This window comes from Pseudomonas sp. Lz4W (assembly GCF_000346225.2).
GTDB classification, from domain to species: Bacteria; Pseudomonadota; Gammaproteobacteria; order Pseudomonadales; family Pseudomonadaceae; genus Aquipseudomonas; species Aquipseudomonas paraversuta.
On sequence record NZ_CP017432.1, the window covers coordinates 653206 to 665156 of the forward strand.

The 11951-nt window shown below is 52.2% G+C and carries 13 protein-coding genes; 10 read left to right on the top strand and 3 right to left on the bottom strand.

Annotated features, from left to right (window positions below):
- Window positions 1–34: 34 nt before the first annotated feature.
- The 5 genes from B195_RS03155 to B195_RS03185 all read left to right on the top strand — a co-directional run bounded on the left by B195_RS03155 (window position 35) and on the right by B195_RS03185 (window position 3636).
- Window positions 35–436, top strand: coding sequence for a hypothetical protein (locus B195_RS03155; RefSeq protein WP_003444076.1), 402 nt, complete (start codon window positions 35–37; stop codon window positions 434–436).
- 49 nt (window positions 437–485) lie between these two features.
- Complete coding sequence (locus B195_RS03160; RefSeq protein ID WP_003444074.1) at window positions 486–842, top strand: hypothetical protein; 357 nt, start codon at window positions 486–488, stop codon at window positions 840–842.
- Window positions 843–1383: 541 nt separating this feature from the next.
- Complete coding sequence (locus tag B195_RS03175) at window positions 1384–1716, top strand: transposase (protein ID WP_003444070.1); 333 nt, start codon at window positions 1384–1386, stop codon at window positions 1714–1716.
- Complete coding sequence (gene tnpB, locus B195_RS03180) at window positions 1713–2048, top strand: IS66 family insertion sequence element accessory protein TnpB (RefSeq protein WP_002556009.1); 336 nt, start codon at window positions 1713–1715, stop codon at window positions 2046–2048. The genes B195_RS03175 and tnpB overlap by 4 nt, the downstream gene beginning before the upstream one ends.
- Before the next feature lie 61 nt (window positions 2049–2109).
- A complete protein-coding gene (locus B195_RS03185) occupies window positions 2110–3636 on the top strand; it encodes an IS66 family transposase (protein WP_003444068.1) in 1527 nt (508 codons plus the stop codon).
- Between the two features lie 38 nt (window positions 3637–3674).
- On the opposite strand, the gene B195_RS03190 is transcribed toward B195_RS03185, so the two are convergent.
- Window positions 3675–4637, bottom strand: coding sequence for an arsenic resistance protein (locus B195_RS03190; RefSeq protein ID WP_003444066.1), 963 nt, complete (start codon window positions 4635–4637; stop codon window positions 3675–3677).
- 91 nt (window positions 4638–4728) lie between these two features.
- Here B195_RS03190 and B195_RS03195 point away from each other — a divergent pair, with 91 nt between their 5' ends.
- The 3 genes from B195_RS03195 to B195_RS03205 all read left to right on the top strand — a co-directional run bounded on the left by B195_RS03195 (window position 4729) and on the right by B195_RS03205 (window position 6596).
- The gene (locus tag B195_RS03195; RefSeq protein WP_003444064.1) at window positions 4729–5163 is read left to right on the top strand and encodes a helix-turn-helix domain-containing protein; all 435 of its coding nucleotides are present in this window, start codon (window positions 4729–4731) and stop codon (window positions 5161–5163) included.
- A 350-nt stretch (window positions 5164–5513) separates the two neighbouring features.
- A complete protein-coding gene (locus tag B195_RS23035; RefSeq protein WP_228795940.1) occupies window positions 5514–5618 on the top strand; it encodes a hypothetical protein in 105 nt (34 codons plus the stop codon).
- 66 nt (window positions 5619–5684) lie between these two features.
- On the top strand, window positions 5685–6596 hold the full coding sequence (locus tag B195_RS03205) for a cation diffusion facilitator family transporter (protein ID WP_003444062.1): 912 nt from the start codon (window positions 5685–5687) through the stop codon (window positions 6594–6596).
- Between the two features lie 136 nt (window positions 6597–6732).
- Here the strand turns inward: B195_RS03205 and B195_RS03210 are convergent, their stop codons facing one another.
- Together B195_RS03210 and B195_RS03215 are read right to left on the bottom strand one after the other, a co-directional pair.
- On the bottom strand, window positions 6733–8169 hold the full coding sequence (locus B195_RS03210; RefSeq protein ID WP_003444060.1) for a heavy metal sensor histidine kinase: 1437 nt from the start codon (window positions 8167–8169) through the stop codon (window positions 6733–6735).
- Window positions 8166–8840: a heavy metal response regulator transcription factor gene (locus B195_RS03215; protein WP_003444058.1), complete on the bottom strand. Its 675-nt coding sequence runs from the start codon at window positions 8838–8840 to the stop codon at window positions 8166–8168. Before B195_RS03215 ends, B195_RS03210 begins: the two co-directional genes overlap by 4 nt.
- 547 nt (window positions 8841–9387) lie before the next feature.
- On the opposite strand from B195_RS03215, the gene B195_RS03220 reads away from it, so the two are divergent.
- Entirely contained in the window at window positions 9388–10611 is a 1224-nt protein-coding gene (locus B195_RS03220) for a TolC family protein (RefSeq protein ID WP_228795938.1), read from the top strand.
- Window positions 10612–10698: 87 nt separating this feature from the next.
- The gene (locus tag B195_RS03225; protein WP_003444054.1) at window positions 10699–11925 is read left to right on the top strand and encodes an efflux RND transporter periplasmic adaptor subunit; all 1227 of its coding nucleotides are present in this window, start codon (window positions 10699–10701) and stop codon (window positions 11923–11925) included.
- Window positions 11926–11951: the final 26 nt, after the last annotated feature.

Below are 11951 nucleotides of genomic sequence, written 5' to 3' on the forward strand. Positions count from 1 at the left end.
CGGTCGATATTTAGAGCGAATTTGAGGGTTGTGGATGGTCACTTTAAATGAAATCTCGCAGCTGCTTTACGGCGTAGGGGAAGAGATGCCTGGCTGGCAGGGCACCCAGGACGAACTAATTGCATTGGCCGCAAACGCCTTCCCTGGCAAAGCCTTCTGTGTTGTGGAGCAGTGGATCCTGATCGACCTCACTGTGACACCTGCGGAGAAGGAAAAACTCACCGGGCTTGGTCTATTGCCCGCGACCCTGTTCGCCCATGAGGTCGTGCTCGATAGCCGTAATCGATTTCAACCCACCATGTGGGTACGCAGTAATTTCGGCGTGTCTTCCAACGCTTACATGTTTGAAACCAAAAATACTGTCTATCTCCTGCTTGGGCCTGGACTGAGAAAAGAGGCTGGCATTGGTGCCGCTTTTTCAATGAAGGTAGGGTGAGCGATGCTGGCCGACGGTGTATTCATGGTCGTTTTGGAGCTTGAGTTGGATGCCTGAAGTAATTGAGCTGGAATTTCATAGTAAAGATGTCAGCGAATTTCAGCTGCACCGTTTGGTGCGAGCAAGCTTTCGCAAATACACGGTGCCTGTCACGGCATTCATCAGCGACGCTTTTATTGCAGATGACACATGCGTCGGGGTGTCCTTCGACCATTCGAAGCGTGACGATGCATACCACAGGGTGGATGGTTCCATTCTTCTCACAGGTAAAATTCAGTCAGCGAGAAAAGAGGGCCGGTTTTGGTTGCTCGAGACTCAAGATGGTAATTACGTCATCACTAGCTTCAGGCGAGACCTGGGCAGAGCTAGCTTTTTGAAGCTTCTCCAGTCCGCCGATAGATCCTAATCGGTAGTATGAAAGCCATCATTTGATAACCTGGTAGGGCCGTGTCATATGCCAGATGAACGATGGTCAGTCGTTAGGGCAATAGCCCATTTTGACGAGTTGCTCGACCAGGTGATCACGACTCGCAAACCAGTTTTCGTTGATGGAGAACGCAGGACTGCGGTGTTCATTTCAATGGAGGAGTGGCTGTCGATTCAGGACAAGCTCATTGCTCGAGCTCCCTCAAACCTCTGAACTTTCGCTTGCTAGGCCTCTTACGGTTTTAGTCTGCTGCGCTCCGAGTCCACCATGCGGAGCGCTTCAAGCGGCATCTGTCCTGTAACGCTCGCCTTAGCTCAGTAACCGAGCTCGTTCAGCAGCTGTTGCAAAAAACCACGGCGCCTACGAATCGCGCACAGGATTAGATAGTCGCGGTCGGTATCGGTTGTTGAAATATGCGTATGCGTCCGGCCAAGTCATCTACCCAGCCCCGCAAAGCTAAGACATGGTGTGCACTTAAATTTAAGTGGGCACCAGTTCTAGCCTTTTAAGCGGGTATTTCATGCAGCCAACACGCCGTTCCTATTCCAAGTCCTTCAAGGCCCAAGTCATTCAAGAGTGTGCACAGCCCGGCGCTTCGATTGCCAGCGTCGCGCTTGGCCATAGCCTCAACGCAAACCTCGTCCACAAATGGATTCGGCTGCAAGCGCAGAAAAGCCCTGCGCTCCCACCTGCATTTATTCCGTTACCCATGCCGCTGGCCGGGGCAAACTCCCATCCAGCATCATCGAATATCTGCGTTGAAATACAGCACCCGCGCGGCACCATCAAAGTGAACTGGCCGACTGAAAGTGCTGCCGCCTGTGCGACTTTTCTTCGAGACCTTTTGCGATGATCCGCATTGACTCCATCTGGCTCGCCACCGAACCGATGGACATGCGCGCAGGCACCGAAACGACGTTAGCCAAGGTGATCGCCGTGTTCGGTGCGGCGCAGCCGCACTGTGCTTATCTGTTCGCCAACCGCCGCGCCAATCGCATGAAAGTGCTGGTGCATGACGGCTTTGGAATATGGCTGGCGGCGCGCCGGTTGAACCAAGGCAAGTTCCATTGGCCTGGCATTCGCCATGGTTCTGAGATGGAACTGGATACCGAGCAACTTCAGGCATTGGTGCTGGGTCTGCCATGGCAACGCGCAGGTTCTGGAGGCTCGATCACACTGCTTTAACGGCTGCCATTAGTCTATCGGTCTATCGCCGCGAAGCGCCTGCTCTGGCAAAATCCGGCGCATGACTTCTTCTCCCAATCTCGACCAAATGTCCCCCGACCAACTGCGTGCTTTGGCAGCGCAGTTGCTGTCGCAAGTCGACACGATGGGCAAGAAAATCAACCGCGACCAAACGCTGATCGAGAAACTGACCCACGAGATCGCCCAGCTCAAGCGTTTGAAGTTTGCCAAGCGCAGCGAGCAGATGAATCCTGAGCAGGCCAGTTTGCTCGATGACCTGATCGATACCGATATCGCAGCGATTGAAGCAGAGCTTCAGGCCTTGCATACAGTGCCAGCTGCGACCGAGAAAAAGCAGAAACCCAAGCGCACTGCATTACCGGCTGAGTTTCCACGCACACTGATGCATCACGAACCGGACAACACTCACTGCCCATGCGGCTGCGCACTCAAGCGCATCGGTGAGGACGTTAGTGAGAAGCTGGACTACACGCCCGGCGTGTTCACCGTCGAACGCCATGTCCGTGGCAAGTGGGTCTGCGATGACTGCGAAACGCTGATCCAGGCACCGGTTCCGGCGCAGGTTATTGATAAGGGCATCCCGACTGCGGGCCTACTTGCACACGTCATGATTGCCAAGTTTGCTGACCATCTGCCGCTTTACCGTCAGGAATCGATCTTCGGTCGAGCAGGCTTGGAGATTCCACGTTCAACATTGGCTCAATGGGTTGGCGTGACGGGCGTGCAGTTGCAACCTCTGGTCGACGCGCTGCGCGAAGTAGTGCTTGGGCAACAAGTCATCCACGCAGATGAAACACCGGTGCAGATGCTCATGCCGGGAACAAAGAAAACTCACCGTTCCTATGTGTGGGCCTACGCCACCAGCCAGTTCTCGGACTTGGCAGCGGTGGTTTATGACTTCAGTCCCAGCCGTGCCGGTGAGCATGCTCGCAACTTCCTGCAAGACTGGAGGGGCAAGCTGGTCTGCGACGATTTTGGCGGCTACAAGGCCAGCTTTGAACTCGGTGTGACCGAGATTGGGTGCATGGCCCATGCACGGCGCAAGTTCTTCGAACTGCACGCCACGAATAAAAGCACGCTCGCCGAGCAAGCCTTGCGCTATATCCAGTTGTTGTACGAAATCGAGAGCGAAGTCCGCGATCTGGGGCCGGATTTACGGCGCCGAATACGGCAAGAAAAAGCCGTCCCAGTGATGAATATGTTGCATGCCTGGATGATCGCTCAGCGTGACCTCGTGCCCGAAGGCTCAGCCATCAGCAGAGCACTCGATTACAGCCTGAAACGCTGGGCAGCGCTGTCGCGCTACCTTGATGACGGGGCCGTACCCATAGATAACAACTGGTGTGAGAACCAGATCCGCCCTTGGGCTCTTGGACGTAAAAACTGGCTCTTCGCAGGGTCGCTACGCAGCGGAAAACGGGCAGCGGCGATCATGAGTCTGATCCAGTCAGCGAGACTGAATGGTCATGATCCGTATGCCTATCTGAAAGATGTACTCACGCGCCTGCCGACGCAGCGCGCAAGTGAGATTAGCGAGCTGCTGCCGCACAGGTGGGCCCCCGTTTAATCGCGCAAGGTGTTTTGGGCTGATGCCTTCCTTGGCATCTACATTTTGCGCCACAACAAAGCAGGAATTGCCCGGATGTAAATTAGCTCGCTGACCAATTCAATCAGCGTTTGAGTAATGACTGCTGCCGCCGCGAGCCCTCTGATTTCATCGGGCAAGGCCAGTGCCAGTGGCAGAACTACCAGTGAATTTCGTGTCGAGCTGCTGAAAGCGACTGATCTTGCCGTGCTGGCCGGCAATTTAAAGGCGCCGGCCACCAGCGCGCCCACCAACGGTGCCAAGAGCATGAAACCAATGTAGACGGGAATAACGGGCAGCAGCTTGTCCATGTCTCTGACCACCGCTGAAATCTGAGAGCCGATCACAACGACCAACACAGCCGCCATAGCCGGTACAGGCATCCAAGTCCATGCATCATTCCAGCCCTCAACGATGCTGGATCTCTTTGCCCCGGCAGCCGTTGCTACCGCCAAGACCAGAGGCAAAGCGATCAGCACTACAAAAGCCTCAATAAATGGGCCGATAGATATGGCTACCGCTGAGTCGTTACCCAGCATGAAGGCCAAGTAAAGCGGCAACAACACAAGCTGTAGCAAAAGTAGCAATGGCGTCGCCGCCAGAGTGAGTTTGGAGTCACCCTTACCGATATGGGTAAACACCACCACATAGTCGATACAAGGCGTCAGCAAAACCAACAGGGCACCCACCAAAATCGCAGGGTGATCGGTTAGCCCCATCGTCAATGCCCAGACCAACAAGGGGATGGCCACGAAGTTGGCAGTCAGCAACGCCGCCATGAAACGCTTATTCGCAAGCCCATTACGGAGATCCAGGAACGGAATCTGTAGAAACATGGCGTACATCAGCACTGCGATGGCGGGTGTCACCATCGCCCCTAGAGCTTGAGACGCATTGGGTGCGAGCAGGCCTCCGATGGCCGCGACAATGACCGCGACGAAGTAAACGGGAATCTGGTTCTTCTCTAGCTGTTCTCTGTCCACGAAATGCCCTTCAAACGCGTGAAATTATTTTCTGAAGACAGGTTAATATCTGTAGCTACTACAGGTTCAAGAAAATGCTTGGGGAGTTTGCATGTCAGGAATCGGGGCGCTGTCGAAATCAACGGGTTGCCACATTGAAACGATTCGCTACTACGAGAAAATAGGCCTTCTACCTCCAGCTCTGCGGTCGACAGGGCGGCATCGAATCTATACCGAAAAGCATCGTTCAAGACTCGTCTTCATCCGGCAGAATCGTGAATTGGGCTTTCCACTCGACGATATCCGAGAACTCATTGCGCTCGCAGCAGATGCTGATCGTCCGTGTGCTGATGCGCTGTCGGTGGTCAAGAAGCACTTGGCAGAAGTAGAGTCGAAGGTCGCCAAGCTCCAGCAGATCCGTATAGAGCTGCTATCAATGGCAAGCAAGTGTGAGTCAACATGCCTAGGTTCGAAAACTCCAGACTGTACGATTGTTGAGTCACTGTTCGAACCTGCTGCTGGGGCTCGCTCTGGTTGCTGCTCCTAAGCAAATCAAAATGCTGGGCGCCCACTGAATTGCGCAAGGTGTGTTGAGCGGACGCTTACCTACGATCCGTGGATTAGGCGGATCGAACGCAATCGCGCCTTACACGCTAGGTATGGGGACAAATTCGATCCATGGGGAGACGACAGACCTTCATGAGGGCTTCGGCGAAGCCCGTATAGCGGTTCGTTCCAAGGATTATGGGGGCGGCTACTGTTGGCTGGAACGTGCGCATATCCTTACGTAACGTCGTACCCTCCTGCATACATAATCCCATGTTTGGATGTTGCGCGTAGGCATCATGACAGGTGGGGTTTCGGGAAGTTTTGGTACAAATAATACGCGTATTTGCAGTGCTGCTATTTTCTAGAGTATGGGTGCCTTGGGGGAACACAGGTCGTGCCAAAATAAGCGCTTTTCAGTTGATGCCTCTCTCCAAAACCGAAATCTCTTCTTGACGAAGATTGACCCGCTGACGATCTTTTGAGTAGTTGCCGCATCCTTTCACCCGCATGGAGAGTCATATGAGCGCTGGTCATAGTCACGGTCAAGCTCGTGCAGGACACGAGAAAAAATTGTGGATCGCTTTGGTGTTAACGACAAGCTTCATGATCGCGGAGGTCATTGGGGCTTTTGTGACAGGCAGCTTGGCGTTGTTATCCGATGCGGCTCACATGCTAACCGATTCCACTGCCTTGGCTATTTCATTGATAGCTATTCAAATTGCCAAACGCGCTGCGGATAAAAAGCGGACATTCGGCTATGCACGATTTGAGATCCTCGCAGCTGCTTTTAACGCGATTTTGTTGTTCATGGTGGCGGTGTACATCTTGTATGAAGCTTATCAGCGGTTTAAAGCCCCGACAGAAATCCAATCGACAGGGATGCTGATCGTCGCAGTGATCGGACTAGTTGTGAACCTTGTTTCAATGCGGTTGCTAATGTCTGCCAGTGCCGAAAGTCTTAACGTAAAAGGCGCGTACCTAGAAGTATGGAGCGACATGTTGGGCTCCATGGGCGTAATAGGGGCGGCATTGATCATTCGTTTTACCGGATTCACTTGGGTTGACTCGATCGTTGCCGCAGCTATCGGCCTGTGGGTGCTTCCCAGAACCTGGGTTTTGCTCAAAGAAAGCATGAACATCCTGTTGCAAGGGGTTCCGGATGGCATCGATATCGCTGAAGTGGATGCGTGCATCAGGGCGGTTGAAGGCGTTGAGGATATCCATGACCTGCATATCTGGGCCCTGACCAGCGGCAAGAATGTCATGAGTGCTCACCTTGTAATCTTGCGTAGCTCCCGAGCTGAGCAAGATATATTGGCTGAGGTGACTCGGCTGATGAGCGAGGTATTCCATATCAGCCATACGACTCTTCAACTGGAAAACTTGCAGTTTCATGCAACGCTTGAAGAAAACGAAGGCATGCAGCACTAGAGCGGGATCTTGCAAACATCTCATGTCGGAGTAGGGGTTGCTGCGATTTACTCAGAACTCAGCGGACATTAAAAAACCTGACCACAGGCGCATGTCCAGTGGTGCAGGGAGGGTTGCACAGGTTTGTTGCGGGAATTTACCCTTGAACCTTTCTAGCCTGTTGCCAAGTGGTCTGTCCGTCGAGGTTTGGGAAGCTCAGCCTGAAAACGGTCATGCTGCCAGGCATGCTTTGAACATCCGCAGTTCCCTGGTGGAGGCTCATGATCGATCGAACAATAGCTAAGCCAAGACCAGTGCCACCTTCAGCACGCGAGCGACTTGTATCAATCCGATAAAAGCGGTCAAACAAGTGCAACAGATGCTGAGGTTCGATTCCTGCTCCAGGGTTGCCTACAAGTAGCGATACCTGTTTGGCATAGTTTTCAATAACAATTGAAATAGATTGTCCCGCAGGGCAATGGCGAATTGCGTTGGACAATAGATTGGATATTGCTCGCTGTATCATTAACCTGTCGCCAATCGTCTTGCCAGTTCCGGTAACATTCAGGGTGATACGTTTCTCTTCCGCAGACAGTGAAAACAGATCGACCACCTTAAATGCTTCATCTTCTAAGGTAATTGTTTCGAACGGGACAAGTGCCGCGGGATGGCTGACCTGAGCTAAGAAGAGCATATCCGAGACAATTCGCGTGACACGCCCCAACTCCTCGGTGCATGACTCCAGCACAGCTTTGTATTCTTCTGCCGGACGCTCCCGAGAAAGGGTAACCTGGGCCTTGCCCATCAAATTGGTGATCGGGGATCGTAATTCATGGGCTAAGTCATCTGAAAATTGCGACAACTGCTGAATACCGCTGTCGAGCCGGTGCAGCATGAAGTTGATGCCATGAGCCAACTCACTAAGCTCCTGAGGCATTTTAACAACAGAAAGTCGATGGTTGAGATCTTGAGCCGAGATCATGGCGGCGACCTTCCGGAACTCTCTCAGTGGAGAAAGTCCTTGTTGTACTACGGCCCAAGCACTTGCTCCGATGAGTATTAGTAAAAGCGGTAGTGCAATAATCGTCGACCTAAGGTACGCGCTGAGCAGCGCTTCATCGTTCGCACAATCCATCGACAGCAATACGGGAACGCTTACACCGTTCTTTAATGGGATGAGCTTGGATGCGGTAAGGAAGTGTCGACCTTCACCATCTGAATTGGTGGAATAGGACACCTTGTCAACGGCAGCAGTCGCAGCTTTCAACTCAGTCCGCGGATCCGACAATCCAGGCCCAAATTTCAGTAAGGGCGTCCTGAGGTTTTTCAGATCATAGATGGTCAGATTCAGATTGTCATGTCCCATGACTTGATCCAGTAACGAATGCGGTTTTGAATTTACGTCGGCCGTGTCATCGTATAGCGAGAGGCTATGTTCAACCTGCTCCATCTTATTGATCAGGCTGTTTTTTGCCAACTTATCCAGCTCATGCGTCAGCGCAAAAAAGGCCAAGACAGCCAAAAAAACTACCAACAACGCCCCCAAGATACTTACTGTCAAACCTAGTCGCATTGACAGGCTGACCGGCTTCATACTCGCGCCTCTAATACGTAACCAACACCGCGAAGGGTGTGGATCAACTTGTTATCGAAGGGGTCATCTATTTTGGCCCTCAGCCTACGGATTGAAACCTCGACAACGTTAGTGTCGCAATCAAAATTCATATCCCAGACCAGTGAAATGATTTGGGTGCGAGAAAGCACTTCTCCAGTCTGGCGCATCAGCAAGTGCAACAGCGCAAACTCCTTGGTTGTCAGATCTATGCGCTGCTCACCGCGAAAAGCACGATGACGTCCTTGGTCTAGTTCCAGGTCGGCTACTTTTAGTACCTGCGGGACAGGTATGTGCTCACTGCGTCGCATCAGGGTTCGTACCCGTGCAAGTAACTCAGGAAACTCAAACGGTTTAACCAGATAATCATCGGCACCCAAATCTAGTCCGCGTATCTTGTCCGCTAGGCGCCCTCGGGCCGTCAACATCATGACCCGGGCATTACTGCTTTGTCGTAGACGTTCAAGAACACCCCAGCCATCAAGTTCGGGAAGATTAACGTCAAGTATCACCAAATCATAAACATGTTGGCGCGCCAGATGTAGTCCATCCGCGCCATTTATCGCACGATCAACAATGTAGCCACTTTCAGTCAGTCCCTGATGTAAGTATTCGGCAGTTTTGAGCTCGTCCTCAACTACAAGGATTCGCATAACATTTCACCTTCTTAATGACTAGAGTTAAAGGGGTTCAGAAAAGTAATAAACGTATACTGTGGTTTTCTGATTGGTATTGTCTTTTTATAGGATTTTCAATCTTCATATGGTTTGAATAACTTACGAGATGACAGCCTTCACTCTAAAGCCTGTAGCTGCTTTAGGGTCAAGCCAAAGCTGCGGTTTTGAGGCGCCAAAGCTAGGGTTGCGACAATCTGTCGCGGGAAATAATCCAGAGGCTATATATCCATAGAGAGCTCATATGAATACCCCAATTCGACAAGTGCGCTTCGGCAGATAATTGCTGAATTTTTGTTTCATCATATTTCCGCCTTAAGTTTTTCTTTTTTAACACCTCCTATATTAGAGCAAAACCTACAGCAGTAGAGCTGGATAACATATTTGTAATTCTTCAGTCACCTTGTTGATAGATGAAGAACTCTACAGTTATCACGTTGAGAAAATTCGCTTTAAAGGAAGTATAAAATTGCGTTGGCTTAGAAAGTTAATTACCCCCTTGCGTACCATAAAATCTTTGTTGGTAATAGGCCTAAGTTGCACGTTTGCACTATCAGGCACGGCTTTTTCCGCTGGTTCGGTTTCACAGGCGCTGACAATGGATCAAGTGCTTCAAATGGCGTTTGCCAACAACCCTGACCTAGCGGCAGCACAGTGGGAAATTGGTATCACTCAGGGAGATCGGCAGCAGGCGAGCTTGATTCCCAATCCTGAGTTGTCTTGGGAGGCTGAGGATACCCGGCGTAATTCGCGCACTACGACGGTGATGATCAATCAGCCGATCGAGCTTGGTGGTAAGCGAGGCGCTAGGATCGAAGTGGCAAGTCGAGCGCAAGATGCAGCCGAGATTGAATTGGAGCGCAAGCGTAATGTTCTACGTGCCGATGTCATTCAGGCGTTTTACAACACATCTACGGCTCAGCAAAGGTTGCTGTTATCACGTCAATCACTTGAGCTCGCACAGCGTGGCTTGAATGTAGCTCAAGGTCGCATCAGTAGTGGCAAGTCATCGCCTGTTGAAGGTACGCGAGCAGAAGTCCAGTTGTCGGAGGTACGCCTAGAGCTGAAACGGGCAGAGCGAGAGGAGGCAAATGCCTATCAACAACTCGCTCGAGTCATTGGTGTGCCTTTGCCGGCGTTTGCGTCTGTAAGTGATTCAAGTCAGCCAATGCCAACTGTACCGGAACCTTCGCTGCTCCTTAATCGCATCGGTCAGACTGCGGAGTTACGGTTGGCAAAGCTGCAAATTGACCAGCGTGAAGCCTCACTTGGCTTGGAGAAAGCCCAGCGCATTCCTGACCTAACCGTAAGTTTAGGTAGCCAATACGATGAACGGGAGCGTGAGCGCGTGAATGTCGTAGGGCTGTCGATGCCCATCCCATTATTCAATCGTAATCAGGGCAATGTGTTGGCAGCCGCCCGCCGAACTGATCAGGCCCGCGACCTTCGCAATGCCAGCGAGTTACGCCTGCGCACAGAAATTCAGACCACTCTAGCTCAGTGGAAGACAGCGAACACTGAAATCACGTCGTTCAATCAAACCATCCTGCCTGCCGCGCAAAGTGCTGTAGATACCGCTACCCGTGGTTTCGAAATGGGGAAATTCAACTTCCTAGATGTGCTAGATGCCCAGCGCACCTTAATCAGCGCGCGCGGCCAGTACATCCAGGCCATTGCCGAGGCGACAGACGCCTGGGTGCGTATCGAGCGAATTTTCGGTGATGTCGACAAGCTCACTCATACCCCTTGAATTTCATATAACACTTTTTTAACCGCTACTCAGCATCGCAGTGCCACGGTAATCCGTGACTGCCCACTGAGCTGCGTAGGGAGTCCCATGGATAAAAAACAAATCCTTGTCACCGCACTGACCCTCACGGTGGGCATATGTGTTGGTTCGCTCTGGATGGGTAGCACGTCAACAGCGTCCACCGGCGTACAGACGCAAGAAGAGCAGGGCCACGATGCTGATCACAGCAACGAGGGTGCGGCCAAGGAGTCAGTTGATGGCGGGCATGAAGAAGGGGAAGCAGAAGAAGGTCACCTGACTCTGAGCGACGATCAGATCAGATCTGCCGGCATTCAGTTAATCGAAGCTAAGGAACAGAGCATCAGCCTCTCATTGCCGTTTCCTGGAGAAGTCCGTTTCGATGAAGACCGTACTGCGCATGTGGTACCCCGGGTTCCTGGTGTCGTCGAGTCGGTACATGTCAATCTTGGCCAAACAGTGAAAAAAGGTCAGCTACTAGCCGTGATTGCCAGTCAACAAATTTCTGATCAGCGCAGTGAGCAAGCCGCAGCGCAACGTCGTCTAGAGTTGGCGCGCACTACCTACGAGCGTGAACGCCAGTTATGGCAGGACAAAATCTCTGCCGAACAGGATTTCCTTCAAGCCCGTCAGGCTCTGCAAGAGGCCGAAATCGCTGTCAGTAATGCCCGACAAAAAATCAGCGTACTTAGTGGCAGCTCGGTGATCAGTGGTGGCAACCGGTATGAGCTGCGTGCACCGTTCGATGGCGTTGTGGTCGAAAAGCACTTGGGCCTTGGTGAGGTTGTCAGTGAAACCAGCAATGCTTTTACGCTCTCGGACTTGTCGCATGTTTGGGTGACTTTTGGCGTTTCCCCTAAGGATTTGAGCAAAGTCCTGGTGGGCAAGTCTGTCACGGTTAGTGCCGCTGAGTTGAATGCGGAAGTTACGGGTGCCGTGGCCTACGTTGGGAGTTTACTGGGTGAGCAGACTCGTACCGCCACTGTCCGTGTGTCCATAGCGAATCCGCAAGGGGCTTGGCGTCCCGGGCTGTTCGTAACCGTACTGGTTGATACCGATACCCGGCTGGCGAAAGTCGCAGTACCAGAAGCAGCAATCCAGACGGTCGAGGATAGGCCAACAGTTTTCGTTCGAACTGATGACGGGTTTAAGGCGCAAGCAGTAGTAATAGGTAGTCGTGCAGCAGGTCTGGCTGAGATCACAGAGGGCCTGGAGCCCGGAGCTCAAGTCGCTGCTGCCGGCAGCTTCATTCTGAAATCAGAACTGGGTAAAGCCTCGGCTGAACACGCCCACTGATCCGCCACTTCCACGAGAAGGTTCTC

Bases quoted from the DNA above. Each gene is read 5' to 3' on its own strand.
- B195_RS03155 (WP_003444076.1), top strand. From the start codon at position 35: ATGGTCACTTTAAATGAAATCTCGCAGCTGCTTTACGGCGTAGGGGAA.
- B195_RS03160 (WP_003444074.1), top strand. From the start codon at position 486: ATGCCTGAAGTAATTGAGCTGGAATTTCATAGTAAAGATGTCAGCGAA.
- B195_RS03175 (WP_003444070.1), top strand. From the start codon at position 1,384: ATGCAGCCAACACGCCGTTCCTATTCCAAGTCCTTCAAGGCCCAAGTC.
- tnpB (WP_002556009.1), top strand. From the start codon at position 1,713: ATGATCCGCATTGACTCCATCTGGCTCGCCACCGAACCGATGGACATG.
- B195_RS03185 (WP_003444068.1), top strand. From the start codon at position 2,110: ATGACTTCTTCTCCCAATCTCGACCAAATGTCCCCCGACCAACTGCGT.
- B195_RS03195 (WP_003444064.1), top strand. From the start codon at position 4,729: ATGTCAGGAATCGGGGCGCTGTCGAAATCAACGGGTTGCCACATTGAA.
- B195_RS03205 (WP_003444062.1), top strand. From the start codon at position 5,685: ATGAGCGCTGGTCATAGTCACGGTCAAGCTCGTGCAGGACACGAGAAA.
- B195_RS03210 (WP_003444060.1), bottom strand. From the start codon at position 8,169: ATGAAGCCGGTCAGCCTGTCAATGCGACTAGGTTTGACAGTAAGTATC.
- B195_RS03215 (WP_003444058.1), bottom strand. From the start codon at position 8,840: ATGCGAATCCTTGTAGTTGAGGACGAGCTCAAAACTGCCGAATACTTA.
- B195_RS03225 (WP_003444054.1), top strand. From the start codon at position 10,699: ATGGATAAAAAACAAATCCTTGTCACCGCACTGACCCTCACGGTGGGC.